The organism is Rubinisphaera italica, assembly GCF_007859715.1.
Classification (GTDB): domain Bacteria; phylum Planctomycetota; class Planctomycetia; order Planctomycetales; family Planctomycetaceae; genus Rubinisphaera; species Rubinisphaera italica.
This window is the reverse complement of sequence record NZ_SJPG01000001.1, coordinates 5,964,078-5,986,498: the sequence shown is the minus strand read 5'-3', so window position 1 is coordinate 5,986,498 and position 22,421 is coordinate 5,964,078. Positions and strand designations below refer to the sequence as shown.

The 22,421-nt window shown below is 49.0% G+C and carries 19 protein-coding genes; 11 read left to right on the top strand and 8 right to left on the bottom strand.

The genetic code is table 11. From position 1 onward, the window contains the following. Nucleotide 1: 1 nt before the first annotated feature. Nucleotides 2–1,639 (top strand): type VI secretion protein IcmF/TssM N-terminal domain-containing protein, encoded by a 1,638-nt coding sequence (locus Pan54_RS22840; RefSeq protein WP_146505754.1) that lies wholly within the window; start codon nt 2–4, stop codon nt 1,637–1,639. Nucleotides 1,640–2,217: 578 nt separating this feature from the next. Here the strand turns inward: Pan54_RS22840 and Pan54_RS22835 are convergent. Together Pan54_RS22835 and Pan54_RS22830 are read right to left on the bottom strand one after the other, a co-directional pair. Continuing rightward, the gene (locus Pan54_RS22835; RefSeq protein WP_146505753.1) at nt 2,218–3,492 is read right to left on the bottom strand and encodes a PP2C family protein-serine/threonine phosphatase; all 1,275 of its coding nucleotides are present in this window, start codon (nt 3,490–3,492) and stop codon (nt 2,218–2,220) included. Nucleotides 3,493–3,734: 242 nt separating this feature from the next. Then, nucleotides 3,735–4,481: a DUF1559 family PulG-like putative transporter gene (locus Pan54_RS22830; protein WP_146505752.1), complete on the bottom strand. Its 747-nt coding sequence runs from the start codon at nt 4,479–4,481 to the stop codon at nt 3,735–3,737. A gap of 259 nt (nt 4,482–4,740) precedes the next feature. On the opposite strand from Pan54_RS22830, the gene Pan54_RS22825 reads away from it, so the two are divergent. The 10 genes from Pan54_RS22825 (at nt 4,741) to Pan54_RS22780 (ending at nt 14,857) form a co-directional block, all read left to right on the top strand. Next, nucleotides 4,741–5,160: a ribonuclease E inhibitor RraB gene (locus Pan54_RS22825; protein ID WP_146505751.1), complete on the top strand. Its 420-nt coding sequence runs from the start codon at nt 4,741–4,743 to the stop codon at nt 5,158–5,160. Between the two features lie 200 nt (nt 5,161–5,360). Then, a complete protein-coding gene (gene metW, locus Pan54_RS22820) occupies nt 5,361–6,068 on the top strand; it encodes a methionine biosynthesis protein MetW (protein WP_242631409.1) in 708 nt (235 codons plus the stop codon). 102 nt (nt 6,069–6,170) lie between these two features. Further along, nucleotides 6,171–6,815 carry a MotA/TolQ/ExbB proton channel family protein gene (locus Pan54_RS22815; protein ID WP_146505750.1) on the top strand — a complete coding sequence of 215 codons (645 nt, stop codon included), beginning with the start codon at nt 6,171–6,173 and terminating at the stop codon, nt 6,813–6,815. 321 nt (nt 6,816–7,136) lie between these two features. Beyond that, nucleotides 7,137–7,994: a hypothetical protein gene (locus tag Pan54_RS22810; protein WP_146505749.1), complete on the top strand. Its 858-nt coding sequence runs from the start codon at nt 7,137–7,139 to the stop codon at nt 7,992–7,994. Between the two features lie 24 nt (nt 7,995–8,018). Beyond that, nucleotides 8,019–8,534: a hypothetical protein gene (locus tag Pan54_RS22805; protein WP_146505748.1), complete on the top strand. Its 516-nt coding sequence runs from the start codon at nt 8,019–8,021 to the stop codon at nt 8,532–8,534. Continuing rightward, a complete protein-coding gene (gene hpnE, locus Pan54_RS22800; protein ID WP_146505747.1) occupies nt 8,531–9,988 on the top strand; it encodes a hydroxysqualene dehydroxylase HpnE in 1,458 nt (485 codons plus the stop codon). Before Pan54_RS22805 ends, hpnE begins: the two co-directional genes overlap by 4 nt. Nucleotides 9,989–10,485: 497 nt before the next feature. After that, nucleotides 10,486–12,033: an AAA family ATPase gene (locus tag Pan54_RS22795; protein ID WP_242631408.1), complete on the top strand. Its 1,548-nt coding sequence runs from the start codon at nt 10,486–10,488 to the stop codon at nt 12,031–12,033. A gap of 465 nt (nt 12,034–12,498) precedes the next feature. Next, a complete protein-coding gene (locus tag Pan54_RS22790; RefSeq protein ID WP_146505746.1) occupies nt 12,499–13,068 on the top strand; it encodes a hypothetical protein in 570 nt (189 codons plus the stop codon). A gap of 68 nt (nt 13,069–13,136) precedes the next feature. Beyond that, on the top strand, nt 13,137–13,919 hold the full coding sequence (locus Pan54_RS22785) for a hypothetical protein (protein WP_146505745.1): 783 nt from the start codon (nt 13,137–13,139) through the stop codon (nt 13,917–13,919). 122 nt (nt 13,920–14,041) lie between these two features. After that, nucleotides 14,042–14,857 (top strand): hypothetical protein, encoded by an 816-nt coding sequence (locus Pan54_RS22780; protein WP_146505744.1) that lies wholly within the window; start codon nt 14,042–14,044, stop codon nt 14,855–14,857. Between the two features lie 79 nt (nt 14,858–14,936). Here the strand turns inward: Pan54_RS22780 and Pan54_RS22775 are convergent, their stop codons facing one another. From Pan54_RS22775 to Pan54_RS22750, 6 genes are all read right to left on the bottom strand, one after another. Then, nucleotides 14,937–18,512, bottom strand: a complete 3,576-nt coding sequence (locus Pan54_RS22775) for an ABC transporter permease (RefSeq protein WP_146505743.1) — start codon at nt 18,510–18,512, stop codon at nt 14,937–14,939. Between the two features lie 38 nt (nt 18,513–18,550). After that, a complete protein-coding gene (locus Pan54_RS22770; protein ID WP_146505742.1) occupies nt 18,551–19,282 on the bottom strand; it encodes an ABC transporter ATP-binding protein in 732 nt (243 codons plus the stop codon). Between the two features lie 64 nt (nt 19,283–19,346). After that, nucleotides 19,347–19,787: an acyl-CoA thioesterase gene (locus Pan54_RS22765; RefSeq protein WP_242631407.1), complete on the bottom strand. Its 441-nt coding sequence runs from the start codon at nt 19,785–19,787 to the stop codon at nt 19,347–19,349. Between the two features lie 118 nt (nt 19,788–19,905). Next, nucleotides 19,906–20,760: a GDSL-type esterase/lipase family protein gene (locus Pan54_RS22760; protein ID WP_146505741.1), complete on the bottom strand. Its 855-nt coding sequence runs from the start codon at nt 20,758–20,760 to the stop codon at nt 19,906–19,908. Then, nucleotides 20,757–21,128 (bottom strand): chorismate mutase, encoded by a 372-nt coding sequence (aroH, locus tag Pan54_RS22755; RefSeq protein ID WP_146506537.1) that lies wholly within the window; start codon nt 21,126–21,128, stop codon nt 20,757–20,759. The genes Pan54_RS22760 and aroH overlap by 4 nt, the downstream gene beginning before the upstream one ends. Nucleotides 21,129–21,316: 188 nt before the next feature. After that, a complete protein-coding gene (locus tag Pan54_RS22750; protein ID WP_146505740.1) occupies nt 21,317–22,201 on the bottom strand; it encodes a hypothetical protein in 885 nt (294 codons plus the stop codon). Nucleotides 22,202–22,421: the final 220 nt, after the last annotated feature.

Genomic DNA, 22,421 nt, shown 5'->3' with positions numbered 1-22,421 from the left:
AATGTCGAATCCATTGAGTAACGAAGTGGCAAGTAAAATTTCTGCCCCGCCTGACATAAGTCAGGGGCAGTCGTGGTACGAATACCTGAAGTCATCCATTCAGGATTTTTTTAATTGGATCCTCAACTGGTCGTTTGCGTCGAAAGTCGCCTGGGCTGTCTTTGGTGTTCTGATTCTTATCGTAGCTGTCTTCTGGACGTTGCTATGGAACCAGAACAATGTTCCCTGGATCGACAGCCTTTCTGTAGAACGATTTGAAACGGTTGCACTCGTGTTAATTATTCCTTTGATGGTTTATCGTTTAGTCGGCGCATGGACAACTGGCGTGGAGTCTCAACAGCCTGACATCCGAGCCGCCTGGGATCGAGGAATGAAAGATCTCAAAAATGCCGGGATTTCGGTGGAATCGGTTCCCATTTATTTAGTCGTTGGATCGAGCGGCCAGCGCCTCGAACGGCGGATTATGGAGGGTCTGGAAAGTAATTTTCTCGTCAGTCCGGATGGTCTCGATAACTATCCGATTCACTGGTATGCCGATCGAAATGCGATTTATCTTTACTGTACCGATTGCAGTTGGACCAATGAAATTGCCGACCGGATCGACAATTTGGGAGCATTACACCCCGGTATCGATTTGGAGAGACCAGCTGATCAGCGTGTTGGCAAAGCGTTTTCGAAGAATTCCTTAGAAATGCGGATGCGTCCAAAGTCACGGGCGCAAGCCAATGCGACAGTCGATCTGGATGATTACGATGACATGCAGAATTACGAAAGTGTTTCTGAAGAATCGTTTGAGGCCTCGATTGGCACACTCCGATCCGATTCCGTGCACATCGATCAGAGTGCGACCACAATTCTGACTGCTGAAGAATCGATGCATCAACTGCAGCGACTGAGTTATGTCTGCCGTTTGATCCAATCGGTTCGCGATCCCTTATGCCCGATCAATGGGATCCTCACACTTTCTCCATTTTTGATTCTCGAACGCAGCCGAGCCGAGGTCGAGCAGTATCATCGTGCGATGCGAGCCGACTTACTCACCATCCAGCAAACACTCATGCTGAAAGCTCCCGTCATTGCCATGTTCTTCGGGATGGAAAAACTCCGCGGCTTTCAGGAACTGACTCGACGCATCGGAAAAAAAGGTGCCGAAGCCCGACGTTTCGGAATGGGCTTCGAACTGCGAGCCGCGGCTACAGTGACCGAACTCCAGCAATACTCACTACATGTGACCGGAGTTTTTGAGGACTGGATCTACAAGCTGTTCTGTGATAAAGATGCGCTGACACATCCCGGCAATAATCTGCTTTACGAATTACTTTCGACAATTCGCACGCGACTCAAATCTCATTTGTCCAATTTTTTGAGCCTCGGTTTTGGACACGATTCCAAAGAGAAAAATCAGGATGATCTCATCCGCTTCGGAGGCTGCTATTTCGCATCCACCGGAACGAAGCCTGATGAACGGGCTTTCCTGCGTGCTGTCTTCGCCAAACTGGAATCGCTCCAGGAAGAAGTCGAATGGACTTCGGTGGCCATCAAACGTCAGTCAAAATTTTCCTTCTCAATCATCATCGCTGGCGCTTTGATTCTCGCTTCTGTGGTGGCGATGGGTGCGATGCTGTATTTCAATCGATGACATTATGAGCAAAGCGGGGTGCCATGATCACGCTTGCATGAGCATGCAATGTGCGATTGAACTCAACTGCACTGTAGGTCAGGCACTTCACTTGCTTTTTTTATTAGAATCTGCCTTAGATCTCTGAATGCAAAATTTGTCCTTACTGCGGGAAGGAGCATCAAATTGAATCAACAGGACCATACAACGCTTGGATTGATGAAAAGATTGGGTGTTCCAAATGTAGGGCCTGTGGCAAGAAAATATATTTTCGTAGGAAAATTGGATGAGTCAGAGGAGTTTTAGGTGCACCAATGCACCCACGTTGCTTCATTAATTTTGGATTCCCTAAATCTGTTTATGCAAATGACAAACTTGAAAAGGAATGTACTCATATTAATCGTGGCTGTGGCTGTTGGATATTAATATTTGTTGTGCTTTTTGGGCTCGGAGCGTTAGGTGTATTGTAGATAAAGTAAGGTGGGTAGCGATACACCATTCATTTCTCTCTCCAAGTTCGACGAGAATTATTCATAAACGTGTAATAAAATGTCATGAAAAGGTGCGTCAGGACGCACCCTACTTCTGATGTCACCCTTTCAATGTACTGTTGCCACCACCAAAGTCCGATCATCCGTAGCCGGGGCTCCGCGGGTGTGTTTGTCGACCGCTGCAAGAATCCCGAATCGCAAATCTTCTGCTCCGGTGCGGCAGGAGTGATTGAGGATGTAGTCGAGTCGCTCGGTCGTGAACTGATTTCCTTCGTCATCCATTGCTTCGGTAATCCCGTCTGTATACATGACGAGACGATCTCCGACATTGAGCTGTAATGTTGCTTCGTCGTACTCCGCGTCTTCGCTCACTCCGAGCGGAAAGCCTCCAGCCACATCAAGGGTTTCAATTCGCTGCTGACTGCACCGCCACAAACGGGGTGCGTTATGTCCGGCTGACGCGTAAATCAAGCTGTGATCTTTGGGATCGTAAATCGCGTAAAACGCAGTGACGAATGCTTCAATCTTGGAGGTGTAGCGTTTACTGAGCTGTTGATTGACGAACGTCAGCAGTTCACTTGGCGAGTAAAGTTCGCCAGGATAGAGATGAGCAATCGAGTGGGTGATCGCCATCACGACCGCAGCCGGGGTGCCGTGACCGCTGACGTCGGCGATGAGAAATCCCCAGCGACCATCGCACAGGGGAAAAAAATCGTAATAGTCTCCGCCAGCTCGTTGGGAGGTCTGATAATAAGCGGCCAGTTCGAGTCCGGGAATATCAGGCATAGATTTCGGCAATAACGATTGCTGAATCTCTGAAACGGCTTTCAGCTCCTGATCAATTGATACATAGGCATTGCGAACCTCTTCCTTGAGGACGAGATTGTGCGTTGCGCGACCAAAGAGATTGGCCATCCAGAAGGTATCGGGGAAACGTTCTTTATCGAATCCATGCGGTTCGGTTTGAGTGGTGATGACCATGTTGAGGGCTTCACCATTGTCGAGCATCGGAATCGCCATCAACGAGCGTTGACCTTCGAGATACTCCGCAGCTGGATCGTTGGGATCGACCTGCAGGTCATCAATGATGTGAGGCCGATTGGAATAGAGGAGTTCCGCCAGCAGACCTTCGCGTAGTAAAGGCAGCCGCTCTTTCTGCTTCCAGGGATCGACTTCGTCGGTCCATTCGCTGTAACGGGTGATCCGATATTGCGGGGCAGACAACTCTCGACGGCTCAGCGAAATTCGCCGTGAACTCGGAAACAGTTTTCCGATTCGCTGAGCATACGCCCGCACCATCGCCTGAGCCTCCGTCTGGCGGCTCATTTCATGCATCATCTCGTAAACAGCTTCGAGACGCTCTTCCCAACTCGGCTCAGTCATGATGAGATACGATTTCTTGATTGTTTTGATAGCAGTTTGTCTGGCAGTACATTACCTACTTTACTGCAACATCAATTAGCAATAAAGGGAAGTCAACCACAGATACACTGAGGGCACACAGAGCTGTTAATCTACTGCGTCTGAAACCTGCTCGGAGATATCAATAATGTTCAATTCAATTTGATAAATATATCTCTGTGTCCTCTGTGCCTCTGTGCCTCTGTGGTTTTAAAATAATATATTCAAAAATCACCAATTGTCTCGCCTCCACTTTTCGTCATCAGGGCCCGCAGCACATCGGGATCAGTCTCCTCGCTGAGATATCTTATCGATCCATCAACTAGTGCAGTATAGGCTCCTCCGTTATGGATATTTGAAAGGCCTGCCCCACTTTTATTCATGCGATTCGATATCGCATTGAACTGCAAATCTCGCGGTTCCATCCAGTGAATATCTGAGTTGGCCAGTTCAACAAACATGATTGTATTGCTGGTTCCGTCGGTTACATCTGTCAATTTCGTCGGCTGGCCTTCTGAGAATATCGTTTCCTCGCCGGTGATCGCCACGTAATCGGTCACGGTACGAAGATGGTTTTTCAATCTGCTGGAAGTATCCGGACAAAGAAAAACATCCAGTTGAAGGGAATGCATTGTGGAATTCGTTGGCCCATCCCAGGGTTCACTGAAATTGTAACGTTCAAAGATCTGGTCCTCTTCGATATAAGGGAGCAAGGCAATTCGCCAACTGTAAGGAGGTGAGTCGCCATCGTGATGATTGGGTGATGGAAATACTCCATGGAGGTCGTGGTAATTGTGCATTGACAGAGCCAGCCATTTCAGATTGTTTTTACATGCTGAACGAGGCCCAGACTCTCTGGACTGTTGGACGATTGGCAAAATAAAGAGAAATGCTAATCCCAGAATGACTGTAAACAAAACCAGTTTAAGGACCGCATCAAATCCTGATCCACTTTTACCTTCCGTTGACATGTGACGTCTCCTGCACTGAAATGAAATATGAATATCCCTTCAGCATACAGGGAGGGATTCCATCCGGCGAATTTATTCTGCTGGGAATCAGGCATAAGCCAGAGTCGATTCCAGCCGTGAAAATACTCTGAAAAAACATGCTATGAAATGTCTCGCAGTGTAGCGATCTCGTTATGGTTCTGGATAAGATTCCCAGCATGGAATCACCGCTCCTGCGAATGCGGTTCACGACACTTTCTTAAGAACTGCGGGCGTAACTATGACGAACGAATTTCCAGATGATGCCGACGGCGAAGCTCTTCGCGAACTGGTTGGTGCGGGGCATAATCTCTCGGAGCCGATGGAAGTTGATTTTCAGGTGGCAGCTTCCGATGAAGAATCAGCCACGAAAATTGCCGAGGCTGCCAGTAAACTGGGATATCGGACTGCCATCTACTTCGACGATGAGGAAGATTTCGATGAAGGGGATGACCTCTGGACGACTGAATGCACCAAAGAAATGGTCGTTACGCATGAGGATCTTTTGAAGACTCAAACTGAACTCGATGAACTTGCCAAACCTTTGGGCGGATACATCGACGGCTGGGGGACATTCGGCAACATGGAAATCCTGGATGAACTCGAAGAGGATGACCTTGATGATGACGAACTTGAGGATAATGAATCCGAGGAGGAATAAACTGTTCCCTACCCTTCAGGTCTGAGTTGCGTACAATTAGGAATCGATGAGGCGAGCCGTGCCAGTAATGGCAAAAACCGGGAGAGGCTGGGGTCGTAACGCAGCGAAGCCCCAGAGTTTTTATTCGCGACTGAAATTGTATCTGACTCGAATCACCTTTTCTGTATGTATTGTCCTTCAATAATAAAACTGTTTTTCCAATGTCGTTGAAGTCTCAGATTTCCCCGTTGAATCCGAAACGCCTGCCTCAGAGATTGATGCAGATGCGTCCGAAACGCTATTGCATGAAAGATCCCGCTGCGGCTGTGACCGATGAAATCATCCGACGGGAAATCATTCCCGGCAGTCGGGTCATCGATCTTGGTTGTGGAGATGGTCGACTTCTTCAATTGTTGCGTGATGAAATGAACTGCGTTGTGCAGGGCGTTGAACTGGACGAAGAGGGGTTTCTGGAGTCGATGCGACGGGAAATTCCTGTCATTAAGGGCGACCTTGATGACGGACTGCAGTATTTGCCGGACAACAGTTTCGACTTTGCCGTGCTGAGCCAAACCTTGCAACAGTTGCGGTATCCGGTGGAACTGCTCGAACAGATTCTGCGGGTTGCCAATCGCGTGTTGGTTGTAGTACCGAACTTTGCGTACTGGAAAATCCGACTGCAGGTCCTGGTGTTCGGTCGGGCTCCAGTAACTGAAGAACTCCCCTACGAATGGCATAACACTCCCAACCTGCATTTGATGTCGATGCAGGATTTCCGTGAACTGGAAAAAGAACGGGAATTCCGGATTGTGAAGGAATTGCCGATTATCGGGGAAAAGAGTGTTCCACGCGCGATGTGGGCGAATGTGCGGGCGAGAACGGTTTTATACATCCTCGAAAAGAAGGATTCTCAAAAATCGTCTTCTTAGTCGTTTGATGCTCGTTACAATGAAGTGACAGAGTTCTACATCAAGTGACTATCAGAAAATCAGGTCGATTGCTGTTCCTGCATCGGGCCTTGAGGGGATGGCGTGAATAGTATTCTTTCCGCAATCGCGGAACTTTCAACCTGGGCGATCAGCGTCGCGGCCTGTTTTCATCTGGCCGTGTTTGCTGTGCTTGTGCTGTGGTCGCGACGGGATATGAAAATTCTGACAGGAACCCTGCAGGATTACACTCGTGATCTACGTCAGCGAAGTGTGCTCGATCCAACCGCTCATCTGACCGAACAAATGGATGCCTTCATAGCCGATATCGAAGATGTGGTGAGCGATCCGAGCAGAAAGCAGGAGCAGCAGTTGCTGCGGAATCGAATGAATCTGCTCGATGAAAAGCGACGTTATTTACATGCGCTCAAGTTTGAAACGATCGCCAATACTGCACGGACGATGATTGAAGCGTATCCCCTGGCTGGCGTTCTGGGAACCATTGTTTCGATTGGAGCAGCCTTGAATGCCCCCGGCAGTGCTGATACCGAAACCGTTTCATTAATCGTCGCCCGCTTTGGGGATGCAATCTGGTCGACATTCGCGGGGTTATCAGCTGCCCTCGTGCTCCTGTTCGTGAATAGTCTACTTGAACCAGCATTTCAACGCCTCAGTGAAACCCGCAGTCATATTCGTAGTATGATTTCCACTATCAAAAGTCGATTGGGAGAAACGCCTGCAAGTGAATAGCTCTGCAGGTCAACACAGAAATAGTCCCCTCTCCCTCTGGGAGAGACGGCTTTGTTCCACTCTCACACTGTGAGAGTGTGTAGGTGAAAGAAAACGATGTTGATAACAATAAGAACGTCGAAGAAATCCCCTCATCCGGCCTTCGGCCACCTTCTCCCCAAGGAGAAGGAAAGAAAGCCGCTCCCCAAGGAGAAGGAGAGATTACATCTTTTATGGGGAGCGTCGACATCGAATTTCGCCAGGCAGTGCCTGACCTACAGATAAATGACAAATCCTTTTACATTCAAGTCTCAACTTTAAACCCTCAACCAACACTGTCCTATGAAATCCATCAAACGCCTATCACTGCAGTTGACTCCTCTGCTGGATCTGTTGCTGATTGTGATATTTGCTCAGTATCTGGAAATGGAGCAGACGACGCAGGCGGTGACGGAAAAACGTACGGATGATCTTGCGGTGCTGGAGTATCGACTCGATGAAGCTGAGCAGAATCTGGCATTCTCCAAAGAGGTGCTTGCAGAATCGCAGCGTCTGCGGTTTCAGGCAGAGGAAGAATTAAAAGCGGCTCAAAAAATGAGGGCGGCTGATCAACTCAAGGCCGCAGCTGATCAGGATGAAATGTCGGGACGACTCAAGGATGTGAGCGATCAGCGCGATAAAATTCTCTCTGCTCTGAAAACTGCTTACCAGAATTCTTCGATCGAGATCTCGAAAATCATCGAAGCTCTCTCGAGGGGGGGGACAACTCCTCAGCCGATCGCTCCGGAAAAAGTGGAAGAGCTTGCCAAAGATGTTGAGCAGTCTCAGCCACGCGATCTGGCGACTTTTCTGCTGGCCTATGAAGAAATCCGCAAGCGGTGTGATATCTGGGAGATTCATATCAATTCTCAGGAAGTGATTGATGTCCATGTTGGCGAAAAGACGTTTTCGATTCGAGCAGTTTCGGAAGATGATTTTCAGGAGAAGTTGTTCAACCTGTATAAATCATTGCCGCAAACGAAAGGATTGGTCATCATACTGGTCAGCTATGGAGAAGTTCGGGCAGCAATGCGTCAGCAGGTGCTTTCCTCGCTCCCGGCAGTAACCGATCGGATGAGATCCGATGCCGATGGACGGACACGGTTTGAATATGCCGTCGTCGGCTTTTTGCCGGAAATTGAATCTACAAACGCTGAGTAATTCATACTGATAAGGAATGGTTGGATGGGAAAAACTAGTCGAAAAATCGTAATCACCGGGGCGACGATCGCGACCGTCAGCCTGGCTTTATTATTCAGTCAACTTGGTATTCCCTTCGGTCTGGGGACCGGTACCGGAGATGGTAATGATGAATCCAGCCAGACGGATACTACTGATTTAGAAAACACAAAGGCAGTCGCCCCTTCTCCGACGGCTCCCATGTTTCCAGAGAATCAAACTAATGTGAAGCCTGAGAAACCTGATACCTCTGAATTGATTTCCGTTGTCGTCGTCGGCACGGGATATCGCTGGGCGACCAACGACCAGTCCCCGAAATCCGTCGAAGAGATCACGCTCGATCAAATCATCGAAAAAGTCAAACAGAGTCAAGGGAATGCTCAGGGAGTTAAGGCTCGTGTTTTTCATGCTGGATCTGCTCTCCCTTCGGCAGAAAATCAATTGATCGAAGCCCTCAAGCAAGCCGGTCTGAGTGACGAGGCAATTCTGTTTGACCAGCGAATTGTTGATCTCGATTCGTGAACAGCCAGCCGCATGTTGTGATCGTTGGTGGCGGACTGGCGGGTCTCTCTGCAGCTGTCGCATTAACGAAACAAAACTTCCGCATCACTCTGCTCGAATCACGACCAAGGCTTGGAGGTCGTGCGACGTCGATTATCGATCAGACAACTGGTGAACTGATTGATAATTGTCAGCACGTCAACATGGGCTGCTGCGTGAATTTTCAACACCTTTGCGAGTTGACCGGATCTCGCCAGCATCTGATCACCGAACATCAACTGCAATTCCTTGGCCGCGACGGTGTCGTCAATCGTTTGCGAAACGGATGGCTTCCCGCACCGGCTCATCTCGCTGCAGCCTTTGCTTGCTTCAGTTATTTGAGCCTGCGAGATAAAATCGATCTGGCGAGAGGGATGTGGTCATTGATGCGAAACCCGACCTGGCCGGGTGATTCTCTGATCGACTTTCTGAATCAATCGAGGCAGACAAGCCAAGCGATTAATCGTTTCTGGAATCTCGTGCTCGTTAGCGCTTTGAGTGAAGATCTCTCTCGAATTTCCTACCATTATGCACGGCAAGTGTTTGTCGATGGCTTTTTGAGTCATCGCGAAGGCTGGAAAGTACAGTTACTCAATATCCCACTCGGGCATTTTTACGATGGAGTCATTAAATCCTGGCTGGAATCGCAGGGTGTCAAACTCCGGTTGCAGGCCGGTGTGAAACAGTTGGAACTGAACGGTGAAGTCGATTCTCAGATCACAGGGGTGACTTTGACGAATGGTGAAACGGTCTCAGCGGATCATGTGATTCTTGCGGTATCTTTTGACCGCGTGATGTCTCTGTTGCCGGATCAATTGGCCAATACCGAACCGTATCAAAGCATTTCACAAATTGAATCGGCTCCCATTTCCAGTTTGCATTTCTGGTTTGATCGACCAATCACAGCGTTACGGCATGCGGTCCTGATCGACCGGACCAGTCAATGGATGTTCAATCGAACGGCAATCCTGAATTCCGAACAAAAGTATGGAAAACCAGAAAAGTACGCCTATCAGATCGTAATCAGTAATTCCCGGTCGACCCGTCAACAGTCTGGAGTCTCTCAGAGGACTCAACAGGAGTTGGTTAATGAAGTTCACCAGGAGCTCAAAGAGATTTGGCCGGAAACCAGAACGGCTCAATTACTGCATGCCCGTGCCATCACGGAACATCGGGCAGTCTTTTCTGTCTTACCGGAGATCGATAAACTTCGGCCCCTTCAGCAAACGGAAATTTCAAATCTGCAGATTGCAGGCGATTGGACGAGTACTGGCTGGCCAGCCACAATGGAAGGAGCGGTACGCAGTGGCTTTCTGGCAGCTGAAAATGTGATCCCTATTGGCGATCTACATGCAAAGTCTCATGTTGGGGCGACTGAATTGCTTCCCTCAGTTTTTGCCAGAGTCTTTATGAAAAACAGTAATCTGAAGTATTGAAAATTCCAATAAATCATAACCCGACGCGTCAGCGAGGGGCCCGTGTGGAATTGTTAATCTGCTGAATTGGGTCTTTGGCAACCCCATTAAACGAATCGATAATTAACCCGCGTTTATGCTTCACCGGTCAGTTTTTCACGTGAAATAACAGTAACCAACTGGTTTTAGAGTTTAACCGAATTATTAATCGGAAGCCGTCCCCTCGCTGACGCGTCGGGTTAAGATGCTCTCGATATTTCATACGCTGAAATCTCATTCTTTTGAATGAGAGCGTTTTGCAAAACTTCAGAGTGATCAAACTTTACGATCTTATCAGGCAAAACCCGAGTCATGACTCATTTGAATGTGAAGAATAGGTGGTGTCATAACGATTTTATCGACTTGTTTTTCAGATTTCGTCTGGCTTCAATGTCCATCTCTTTCTGAGGAGTCACCTGATCGCATTATGAACTAATGTTGCATAATTCCTACAGTAAATGCATCAGGTGGCAAAGGCGATGACAAAACTATCCCCCCGTGAACTCCTTGAAGAGCTAAAATCTCAACAGACAGATACGTCTGAAGAGACCACCTCACAAGTCCGTCCGTCCTATGATTCCGGAAATTCGGATTATGACGGGGAAGATGATACGGATGTCTCTCTCTTCGATTCCGTTTTCAATATGAATGGTTCCGGGAATCAGAGATCGCCAACAGTTTGCCCACCAGCAGGAAAAGAGAATGAGCGAATTTCCAGTCTATTCAATCGCGTCAATTCTCTGCTCAGTGAAACGGGTTCTGCGTCAACCAAGTTTATACCTCATTCTCCAGAAAGTCTGAATAAGGCCGGTTTGACTGAGGACGAAGTCGAACGACTCATTTTCCGATATCTACTCGCCAAGGGAGTCGCTTCAGGTCGTCAAATTGCCAGTCAGCATAAACTTCCTTTTGCGTTGATCGATCCCCTGTTGAAGAAATGGAAGCACGAGCAACTCGTCGATTTGCGAAACTCGGCTGAGATGGGGGATTACATTTATGCGATTACCACTCAAGGTCGTGAACGCGCCCAGCAGTATTCGGAATCGTGCAGCTATTACGGAGCCGCTCCTGTCAAACTGAAAGACTATCTGCGTGCCATGGAGCTGCAAAGCATTGCCAAGCAAAGTGTTAGTGAAGAGGATTTACGACGAGCATTTTCTGATTTATTAATCGCTCCGGAGATGCTCGATAAACTCGGACCAGCCATTAACTCCGGACGAGGGATGTTTCTGTTTGGTGAACCAGGAAATGGGAAAACCAGTATTGCAGAACGAGTCACGTCCTGTTTTGGTTCGACGATCTGGATTCCTCGTGCACTGGGAATTGACGGGGATATCATCCGACTGTTTGACCCGGGTGTGCACGAAGTGGTTGAGTTGGATGAGAACGACAGCTTACTGACTTCAAACAGTATCGATCACCGATGGGTGCAGATTGTCCGTCCAACTGTCATTGCTGGCGGTGAATTGACAATGAGCGAACTGGAAGTTGTTCAGCACGCCAAAACTGGGATTTGCGAATCTCCCCTGCAACTCAAAAGTAACTGTGGCACCCTTGTGATCGATGACTTTGGGCGACAGCGAATGCCGGTCGATGAATTGCTGAACCGCTGGATTGTTCCTCTGGAAAAACGCTACGACTTTCTGAATTTGCCGAGCGGGAAGAAAATTCAGGTCCCATTTGATCAGCTGATCATCTTCTCGACCAACCTCGAGCCAAAAGATCTGGTGGACGGAGCATTTTTGAGACGAATTCCTTACAAGATTGAAGTGGATGATCCATCTCGAGCTGACTTTATCAAGCTCTTTGAAATCATGGCTCCGAAATACGGCATGACGGTCGATCGAAGTGCCATCGAATATCTGATTGAAACTCACTACGAAAAAGTGAATCGCCCATTCCGAGCCTGCCAGCCGCGAGATTTACTTCTCCAAGTCCGAAATTTCTGCGTTTACAAAAACAAGGAAAAGAAAATGACCCCCCAATCTTTTGATTTTGCGGTCGAGAATTACTTCTCAGTCATGTAATTGATTGTTCAATTCTCATGCTTGTAATTCGTCTCAACAACGGATGCTGCCCCCAGTGCAGGAAGAGGTTCTGTTTCTGCATTCCCCTGTTCAATCTGGGTAAGATAACGCAAGATTTCCGATCTTGACGATTCCAGGGATTGCAACGACTATTCCGGTTGTAAGGCGATCGTATCTTCCTAAACGGCCAGTAGTTACGCAAAATTGATGAATTCGTTCCGGATCGAAAAGAATGCCTCATCGAAGGATTCGTTAGAAGCCGAACCTGATAGTGGATATGTGCGATGAATGCCGGTTAAGAGGGCAGACATTACACCCCTGACCAGGAGTCGCGTGAAGATTTCGTCAGGATATTCAAATTCAATTGATATCACAGCTATTGCGACTGGGAAGTTGACGATTCGCTGTGTAACTCACTGAACACTCAGTAAATAATTCGGCAGTATTCCGGCAGGGAGGTGGATTATGTCGCGACACTTACGTCTTGCGACCGTAGTAGGAACGATCGCCGTTGTGTTTTCGGCACAGCACTCGGTGTGGGCACAATCTCATCAAAGCACCGCAGGTGTCGTGAGAATCATCAGTCATGAGCAACCCTCACAAAGTGCTCCTGGACTGATTCGTAACGCCACCAGCGCAAAGCCAATCCATTCTGCGAATGTGATTCAGGCAACGCCGGTCTCCAAGCATCACAACAATCATCCGTCCCAACTGGGACCTGTCGCTCAGGCTTACCGACCGGGTTATCCTCAGCTGAATGCTCCGCTGTATCCTTCGCCACAGCCAAATACTCCGGTTTACTCGGGCGGGACGATGATTACCAATCAGGCATTTTCACCACACGAAATGCTGTACCCACACCAATACAAATCACTCTATGGTCCTTACTACTACAAAGTTAAGGGATCATGGTACCTGACTCCACTGGGTGTTCGTTCGCACGACCGCTGGGAGCTTCAGGGAACAGAAGTTTCTGTGAAGTACCGATCGCACTACAAGCCGTTCTCGTTCTTCATTCCCCCATCAACTCGATAGTTGAAACGGAATCGTCAGAAAATTTCTATTCCACATTCAGTATGATCCCGCTCATTCAGGACGAACTCATGATCTCCAAATTCAAAAGACTAACTTTGGTCATTGCGATGATCGCGATGTCCTGCAGTGTCGCTAATGCCGATGCTCCCGAAAATGTGAAACAGTCGGACTACAAAGCCGGTGCTAATGACTCCACCAACCTGGAGCAGGTCAAGCACGAATGTGCGACCGGAGACTGCACACCTAACGGTTGTGCATACGGCACTTACAAAAACGACTGCAACTGTGAATATTGCCGTGTCGGTCGTGCTCACAAGGTTCGATACGGTCACTCCGATGGCATTAGCCTGCGTGGCAGTGGCGGACATATTCATGGTGGACGTGGCGATAATTGTCGTAAGTCTATCTTCGGTCGTCTTTGTGGAATCCTCAACTACGGAATGGGCTTGAATCGTGAGCCTGGTGCCAGTGGCTGGGGACCGAATGGATGTGGCGGAAAAGGTTGCCCTCCAATTGGCGTTTATCAGATGACTTATCCGGTCAATCCCGACTACTTCGATGGTCGTGATGGCAACGTTCATGCTGCTCAAGGTTACGGCGTTCCCATCGCTGTGCCTTTGGCTCCTGTTGTACGACACCAGTACAACTACAGCTGGGGAGTGCCTGCCAGTCGTATTACACACATTTCTAACCATGCACCACAACAGATGCAGGGACCGAATGCCGTTTACGGTTTTCATGGTTCTCAATATGTTGGACCGGGAGCCTATCCTGGTCAGGGTGGAGCCGGTTACGGGCCAGGAACGGGAGCCTACTGCCCACAATGCCAGCAGCAAGCTGCTGGTCAATAAGATGAAGGGGTTGAGTGAATTCAGCCCGCAATACTCAACAATAAGTGCGACTCAGTGATTTTATCCCACTGCTGCACTCAACTCTCAATCTATGACAGATGGTATCCAGACAGGAAAGTCCTATGCGTTTCATAGCTTCACGTGCAATTCAATTATCTCTGGCGTGTGCCTGGGGCCTGGGATTGGCTGCCTGCCTGAGTCATGCTGCTGATCAACCTGCAAACTCACTCAAGCCAATTCCAGAACCAACCGCCATTCCCGAACATTCTGTTCATTCAGAAGATGGCCAGGTCAGCGAACACTGCCCCTACTGCGAACAGGGTGCCATGGGAGTTGATGGACATTGTCCGCACTGCCGTGGTGGTCGCGGTAATCGCGGAGTGCACGCAGGGCATGGCCATAATGGAGTTTACGGCGGCCGCAACGGTGTCGGTCGTCAATATCCAGGAGCCAACTGGTGTGCGCCAAGTAAAGTGACATTACAACGAGAGCGAATTCAATATCAGAAATGGTATCCGAACTACTGGTCAGGTTATGGCCCCGGCCCAGCTCCTGCACCACCCTACTACCCCATGGTTTACACCCCAACCGACACCGCTCAGATGGGTTACTACTACCAGCATGCACCATCCTGGACGGCTCAACCCTGGCGAACACCAGGCCCGGCTCATCCCGGTGTCTGGCACAACCGTTACTGCGGACGCTGCCAGGGATATGCCGGTGCTAATTACCCAACCGGTTATGTCAACGGAGCTTATGGCTACGGACAGGATCAGATTATCGAAGTCACACCTGCCGATCCCAATGGCGAGCAGGTAGAGGAAATGGAAGCACCTGTGATTGAACAGGATCCTAACGCCATGAATTTCCCAGGACCAAGCTTCACACCACGAACACCAGTAATTTCCGTTCTGCCAGATGCACCACCTGAAGTGTAACGGAAGTGATCGTGACAAATTAATAACGGACTCCGCCTTGAATTGCGGAGTCCGTTTTTTTGTTCGTAAACCTGCTTAACTACTCGCCTCTTAGCGTCGAGAGAATCGGCGTACGAATCGCTTCGACAATTGCAAACAACGCCGAAACGAGCCCTGTCACCAGCACCGCCGCGAGAAGTCCCAGTCCGCTCAGCCAGGGGACATCTGCACTTCGCGCCAGGATATTCGGCAGCATTGCCCAGAGGGCCGTCAAGGTTCCGATGAGCAATCCCGTGATTAGTAAAACGGAATTCTCTGCCAGGACCATCATGGCGACCATGGCTTTGGAAAAGCCAACGGCCCTCATTAATGCCAGTTCCGACCGACGTTCGAGTACATTTCTGAGCATAACGGTGCCGAGTCCAATCGTTCCCAGCAGCAGTCCCAGTCCGCCAAGTGCCTGGAATGTTGACAAATAGGTATTCTGCACTGCCAGGAAGTTTTCGAGCCGACGGCCGACTGGCTCAGCATCAAACCCTATCGAAACAAGTCGCGTTTCCAGAGTCTGCGTTAAATCTTCCATCTGATCCTGAGGGGCTTCCATCAGGAAATAGTTGTAGCCTTCGATATTCGGGAACAGCTTCAAAAAGTTTTCTTCTGACATCAGCAATACGCCCTGAAAGACACTCCCTCCCAAAGAGCCGACAACTTGCAGAGACTGACTGGCTTCCAGTTCCGGAGGAAGTTCAATCGTACTGCCAATTGCTTTGTGCAAACTGTATTGCAGTGTATTCATATCTCCCAGAACGGGAATGTTCCCGTCTTTGGTTGTGCCTCTTAGTAATTCCCACGGATTTTCGCCCGGAGTATCAGCAAATAGAAACCCGCCCCGTTCGATCATTTCTTCGGTCACTCCCAGAATTTTGGGGAGACGAGTCTGGTATAAATTCAGACAGCTGGCATCTTCACCCGGACGCACTCGGAACGGCATGATTTTCGATTGGTCGAGCAGCGCTCTAAGTTCAGTATCGTCAGCTTGAATTAAGCCAAGTCTTGTTTGACCTTCCTCGGTCGACAAATCGTAAAGTACGGGTCTTGCAGATTCGGCAACAATTGAAAAGCCGCCATTGCCAGAATTGTAATCCGGCTCCATCTGTGAAGGTTTTTGACGACCAGCGGCCACTGCAACCACAACAAAAGTTGCAAATGCAACCAGCACGACCGTAATGCTGGAACGCTGTCGCTGACGAGACGGGTTTCTCAACCCGAGTAGAATCGCAGAGGACACTCCTCTGCCCCGTAATGATCGTTGTGTACTGTTCCTGAGCAAAACCACATACAGCAGCAAACTTCCAATCAACGAGAGAAAACCTCCCGCGAAAAAACTGACGATATGCCAGTTAAAACCACCAAAGGCTTCTGTCTTCGGCGTCACTCCCAGCAGAATTCCCAGGACAAGCCCAATCGCAATCACCAGACAGACAATGCCACTCCAGAGTTTATAGCCTCCAGAGGACCGGTTCACCGCAGCCGAGGATTCACTGGAAAGCACACCCTGCAATCGATCTTTGGCAGATAGCTTCAACAATTGCCGCAACCCCAGCCACATCCCAGGTAATGCGACGAAGAAGGCAATCGATCCACCAATTGCAAGACTGGCCGGTTGAACATAGACCTGCAGAAAACTGGTCCCAATGGCACCTCGCCACCAGGTTGTTAAGCCGTAAATCATCAATTCCGCGTAGAGAACACCAAGCATCATTCCAATGACAATACCGACGATTGCGACCAGAACTCCTTCAGAAAGCAACAACCTGTGCACGGCTCCTTTTGACATTCCCACTGCGGAATATAACCCGGTTTGTTGAACACGGGTTTCTATGCCGAGGCGGAACAATAAGGAAATGAGTACGGCTGCTGCAGCAATGACGAAGAAGCTGAAGCCGATGAATAAACCTGTAAAGTCCTGTGTCCCCTGAGCCGCCTGCAACCCCTGCTGCTTGACGGGCAAAATTACCATCCCGAATTGCTGAGGCACCAGCGTCTGCACAAATCTTTGCCGGAATCGTGAAACCGTTTCTTCAAGCCCAAGTTCCGGTTTGCTGGCGATGCGGACGGATGTCGTATCGCCATAACGACTCTGCCATAAATCCCGAGCCGTCTTCAGCGGTAGAAAGACCTTCGGTGTCGATTTATAACCGTCCGGCTTCCCTTCACTTCCTTCCCAGTATTCATCATCCCGATCTGTAATACGATCCGTGTTCATTGGGAAGGGCTGCTCCCAGTCATTGAATGTTTTCGCATCGGTTATACCGGGAACAAAAGGAGTAAATCCACGATCATCAGCCAGCGTGTCGGGAATTGGTAAGATGGCAGCGACTTTAAATCGTTCTTCCAGTTCTGGCAATTTACCGCGAGAGCCAACCACATGATATTTCAACAGTATCTCATCACCCGCCTCGACTTGCAGGTCTTTGGCCAGCCAGCTGTTAATGGCAACGTTATTGCCAGACATCGATGTCACCGGATCTCCATTCGTATTGAGCAGTGGTCCAAATGGAGCTGACTGATCAAACGGAATTCCAGCAGCAATGGAATACATCGAAAATAAATCGGGATTGGATGCATTGGCGATTTCATTTGCCAGATAAACCAGCACAGGGGAAGAGGCCACTTCCATTCCCTGCGCCGTCTTAATCGCCTGATTTGATAACGCCTGCTCCAGAATCATTCGCTCCGATTCCAGTGCAAAATATCCCTGCTCAGGCAGAGTTCGAATCCGGGCATGAAAATCTTCCAGTTTTAGGGACTGCTTCAAAGCTCGATTGGCCAGAGTGTCCCAGTTATCTGGATTCAGAGTATTCCCCGTTTGCTTTCGCCCACTGATGAGCAGCGCATTCACACGAGCCGGCTTCGCGATCGGATTCCGGGGCGTAACGGGAGCCTCCAACAAATCGAGTTCCTGCTGGAGCCGACTCAGGTTGAGATAGGCGTTGAGCGGAAGTTGCTGATTCGGTTGCAAGGAAAAACGACCGAGCGTTGATGCGGGTTCAACAATAGTTGTCACCGTCATCGGAAAACTGATCACAATTTCATCGACATCCCGTTCCCCCAGCAACGATTCCTGAGGAATCGTCTGAGGCACATCGACATACACAAACAGTTCATCACCTTCCTGAATCTTGAGCTGATCCGCCACCCGACGATTCAGAACCAGACTGTTTTCATCGGGGAGTTTGGCGACATCTCCTTTGAGCATTTTCCACAAACGTTCATCCAGCCCCACCAGATTCACTTGACCGGCTGTCAAAATGGTCGGTTCATCATTGCGGTTCTCGTAGGATTCCTCGGCAGATTCCGAAGTTCGTTCGAACTGCAATGAAGCGGTCAGGAGAATCGCAGGAGCCACTTTTATGGCTCCCCCACCCGGTTGTTTCGACAAGTCCTCAGCAATGTCCGAGGCGATCTCTTCCCGAAAGAATCGAGACCCCGAGAGCGCATAATCAACATTGCCGAGCCGGTCGAGCGTCATCTGTTCGAGACTGAAACGGACGGAGTCACCGACGATCAGTGCACCGCAAATGACAGCCGCACCGACCGCAACACCCAGCAGAACTGCCAGGTTAGTTCGCCAGTAATACCGTAATGTTCTTAAGATCAGCTGGGTGCGATTCATGAAGATCAGTAACCGTCATTCTGGTGAATGTTAAGGATTTATGTGGTAGCAGTTTCAGCCGAACGATCGACAACAACAAGTCGACCTTCTTCCAGCTGATAGCAGACAGGGAAGCGATACGCTAATTCCAGAGAATGCGTCACACACAGGAGCATTGCCCCCTGTTCGCGGCTGATCTCCAGGAGCAAGTCGCCAATGACGGTCGCTGTCTGCGGATCGAGATTTCCCGTCGGTTCATCAGCAAGAATCAACTCGGGTTGATTAATTAACGCTCGACAAACCGCAACGCGTTGTCGTTCACCCCCTGAAAGTTGAGCTGGGCGATGTGTCACACGATCTTTCAACCCCACTCGTTTCAACAATTTGATTGCGAATTTTTCTTTTTCCGGATCGACACCATTTCCCGCCAGGCAAGGCAGCAGAACATTCTCAAGCACATTCAACTGCGGTAAGAGATTATGATCCTGAAATACGAATCCGATGTGAGCATTTCGAAATGATGTCTGGTCCTTTTCGGAAGAGGCGATCATGTCGCGGCCAAGCAATTCAATCGAACCAGCATCGGGGCGATCGAGTGCACTGATCAAATACAAAAGCGTACTCTTGCCAGAACCCGAAGGGCCAATAATACTCGCTGCCGCTCCGGTTTCGAGAGTAAAATCCAGATCCCTTAAAATCGAAACCGCTCGACCAGCCGATTCGTAACTCTTAAACAACTTCCGCACAATCAGTTTTGCGGACGGTTCATTTTTCAAACTCTCATCATTCATGGGACTTCATTCGTTAAAAAGTAGGATAGGTTTCAAGCCTGTCCTGTCGAAGTTCATCGCAAAATCACGTCTGTAAATACGGGGATTCTTCCAGCTTCTCTGCAAAAGGGGAAGCAATTGGAATTGATTCGAGGGTATGATCGGCTCGACACAAACAGCAGGCCGTCTTCATTCGTCCCTGAGCCAGTTTCTTGTCGCCGCAATAAATGCCCATCGACCACGAAACCGATTTTACGCCCAAACGCTCGATATCGACAGTAATCTGCAGAATATCTTCATAGCGAGCCGGGCCAAGATATTGACAATGCGAATTGACTCGCGGCCAGCCAACAATGATGCCATCTTCACGCCGATGCATGATCTTCAAATCGAGCGAACGAAAATACGCATGCTCGGCTTCTTCCATATAACGATAGTAATTCGAAAAGTGCACGATGCCCGCCATATCGGTTTCAGAAAATGAAACACGACGCTCATGCACAAACTGCGATTGATGCTCGATCACGGAAACTCTCAGACATTTCAATAAACAAACAGAGAATAAATGTATTCACCAATTGTAGTCTGAACTCAGGCAGGTCAACAGGGAAGAAGAGTGAGAGAAGCAAGTATCCTCGGGGCAATTAATTCGATTTCTCAAAAGCGGACTGGATTACACCCCAGACTGTCTCAGCCATCCGCTTTTGTCCCGCTTGAGAAAGATGGATACTGTCCAGCGTGGACTCTTCCGGAAGTAGGATCGAGAGGAATTTGCGTTTCGGAATCAACTGCACACGAAATTTGTTGGCCAGTCTGCGTTGTATGGCTCCATAAGCATTACGAAACGGTGGCAAAGGCAACTCGAACATCACGACTTGTCGATCAGAATCACAGGCTCGTTCTAATAGTTTCCTTAAGTCATTCTCAAATTTTTCTGCAGATGTCGAACCGAGTAAGTCATTTCCTCCAATTTCAATAATCAAAACGAGAGAATCAATTCTTTGGTTTTCGATCCTCTTGTAAGCAGAAGAAGCTGTTTCACCAACATGCGAAACATCTTCGATTTCCAGTTGATGCTCTTTTAATAGCAAAGTCGGCCAGGCAATCGTGCCATCATCCAACCCTGCAGTGACAGAGTCTCCAATAATCGCGATGGAGCGTTTGGAAACCGGCTGTAACTTCGGCGAAAACTGATAAGTCAATTCATAGATCGCCATCCCTAATAACAGAGATATCAATCCAATTGCAAAATACCGATTCCATTTTTTTGAACGCATACCTCCCAGCCAGGCAGTAATGGTAATTGCTGCAATCAGATACATGGGCAGAGAGAAGGGCGTTCCGGATATTGCAATCAGGATAATGCCAATCAGACAGAAGGTGATCGCCAGACTTTTTCTTTTGGGGAACAGAGAGAACCCCGCTGCGATCACGATTAACAGGGCACCAGAAAAGAATGCCTGACCGCTGAGCAGATGGTACAGAATCAGAGAGTTCATTGAGCACTGGTCATATCGGGCCGTAAGCGAGCTGCTTCGCCCAGATAGATATGACGGATTTCTTTTTGCGATTTCGTCGTATTGACATGAAACAGCACACGAATACAACTCGGCAGCGAATTCGGGACTGCGATTTCCGAAGCACATAACAGAGGGACTTCGTTCATTCCCAAACCCCGGGCGGCTTCAGCCGGGAAGCAGGCCGTTAAATCCGGGGAGGTGGTGAACACCGCGGAAACGATATCATCGAATTCGGTAATCTGATTCGCGTCCAGAATCGCCTGTAGCAACTCGCGAGTTGCTTCCAGAATCGATTCTCGTGTATTTTCAGCCGCAGAAATCGCTCCGCGAATCCCTCTCACCCGCATATCAACCTCGATCAGAGATGCCATTGGACTTATCCGTAGAATGGCTACAGCATAATGAACGGAGAATCGATCATAAAGCAGAGAAACCCTTTTTTCTCAAAAGCCAGTCAGGTCCAACATTTCTGACGAATGAAAACTTCGTTGCATGCCACTGGATTTGCCAGTGCCATCCCGAATAGAGACACTCTTTAAAACTCAATTTCAAGTTTCTGCTCTTCTTTCAGCGTGGTCGAGCGAATTAGAATGGTGTCCTGTACACGGGCTGCTCCTCCGGGTACTTCAACGATCAGCTGGGCATGGCGATTAATCACTGGCAGATAAACAGTTCCGCGTCGATATTCGGGACCGGGAACATTCTGCTTATAGCCATCTGTTCCGACAACCTGGCCAGAAAGATCGGTTGCACGATAGCGTTTGACTCGATCGGGAAGGCGAACAGTAATCACAATTTGATAATCTTCCCCAGGTTTCGGATCATTCGGCTCCGTCCAGGCAGTGAAGCTCCCCTTGGTGAAGATTTTGGCATTCTTCGGCACCAGAAAACTGGCTCCCCCGTTTCCCCCTTTACCACCATCATTGAACAGAGAGTCGACCGAATCCTCAACGCCCGTCACCACCTGATTGGCGGCATTGGGAGACAGTTCCATGTTCATCGCGGTTTCGAGAGATTCAGAGGTCGCGAGATCTCCCGTCGGCATATCGATACGAACATCCAGCACTTCATCGAAGACCAATGCTTCATCGTTGGTGGCAATCGAGGATTCGATGTAATTTTCCTGCACGTAATCGGAGAAAAAATACAGCGACATCGCGATCAGTAATAGACCATGAAACAGCAAAGAAATCCCATATCCAGCAGCGACCGCGGAGAGAAACCAGCGTTTGACAGCTTTAGAAATCCCTTTCAGGGAAAATTCGAACGGTTCGACGGCGTGGGGCGGTGGCTCGTGAGCGATAATCACCTGCACAGGAGCCTCCGGTTGCATTTTCTGCCGACGTTGTCGACGGATTTTCTGCGAAGCGACGTCAGGCGTCTGCAGATTCGGCAAGGTTGTCGAATCAGAATTCGACATGAATGCTCCGAAGCAGTGAAATAAAGAAAAGAATCGTCGAACTCTGTAACGCAGAATCAGCCAAAGTTCTACGGGCCTCCTCTGTATGATCGACCGATTGGCCCGAGAAGTCAAATCCCAGAGATCTCAAATCGATGCCCGCTGATTGATTATATCACTCTATCAGGTTTTGGTAAGGAGAAAACCGGATTGGGGTAATAACTGCTCGATTACACTTACA

What these genes read in the sequence shown, in the direction of transcription:
- Pan54_RS22840 (WP_146505754.1), top strand. Translation starts at nt 2, where the DNA reads ATGTCGAATCCATTGAGTAACGAAGTGGCAAGTAAAATTTCTGCCCCG.
- Pan54_RS22835 (WP_146505753.1), bottom strand. Translation starts at nt 3,492, where the DNA reads ATGACTGAGCCGAGTTGGGAAGAGCGTCTCGAAGCTGTTTACGAGATG.
- Pan54_RS22830 (WP_146505752.1), bottom strand. Translation starts at nt 4,481, where the DNA reads ATGTCAACGGAAGGTAAAAGTGGATCAGGATTTGATGCGGTCCTTAAA.
- Pan54_RS22825 (WP_146505751.1), top strand. Translation starts at nt 4,741, where the DNA reads ATGACGAACGAATTTCCAGATGATGCCGACGGCGAAGCTCTTCGCGAA.
- metW (WP_242631409.1), top strand. Translation starts at nt 5,361, where the DNA reads ATGTCGTTGAAGTCTCAGATTTCCCCGTTGAATCCGAAACGCCTGCCT.
- Pan54_RS22810 (WP_146505749.1), top strand. Translation starts at nt 7,137, where the DNA reads ATGAAATCCATCAAACGCCTATCACTGCAGTTGACTCCTCTGCTGGAT.
- Pan54_RS22805 (WP_146505748.1), top strand. Translation starts at nt 8,019, where the DNA reads ATGGGAAAAACTAGTCGAAAAATCGTAATCACCGGGGCGACGATCGCG.
- Pan54_RS22795 (WP_242631408.1), top strand. Translation starts at nt 10,486, where the DNA reads ATGACAAAACTATCCCCCCGTGAACTCCTTGAAGAGCTAAAATCTCAA.
- Pan54_RS22790 (WP_146505746.1), top strand. Translation starts at nt 12,499, where the DNA reads ATGTCGCGACACTTACGTCTTGCGACCGTAGTAGGAACGATCGCCGTT.
- Pan54_RS22785 (WP_146505745.1), top strand. Translation starts at nt 13,137, where the DNA reads ATGATCTCCAAATTCAAAAGACTAACTTTGGTCATTGCGATGATCGCG.
- Pan54_RS22780 (WP_146505744.1), top strand. Translation starts at nt 14,042, where the DNA reads ATGCGTTTCATAGCTTCACGTGCAATTCAATTATCTCTGGCGTGTGCC.
- Pan54_RS22775 (WP_146505743.1), bottom strand. Translation starts at nt 18,512, where the DNA reads ATGAATCGCACCCAGCTGATCTTAAGAACATTACGGTATTACTGGCGA.
- Pan54_RS22770 (WP_146505742.1), bottom strand. Translation starts at nt 19,282, where the DNA reads ATGAATGATGAGAGTTTGAAAAATGAACCGTCCGCAAAACTGATTGTG.
- Pan54_RS22760 (WP_146505741.1), bottom strand. Translation starts at nt 20,760, where the DNA reads ATGAACTCTCTGATTCTGTACCATCTGCTCAGCGGTCAGGCATTCTTT.
- aroH (WP_146506537.1), bottom strand. Translation starts at nt 21,128, where the DNA reads ATGCGGGTGAGAGGGATTCGCGGAGCGATTTCTGCGGCTGAAAATACA.
- Pan54_RS22750 (WP_146505740.1), bottom strand. Translation starts at nt 22,201, where the DNA reads ATGTCGAATTCTGATTCGACAACCTTGCCGAATCTGCAGACGCCTGAC.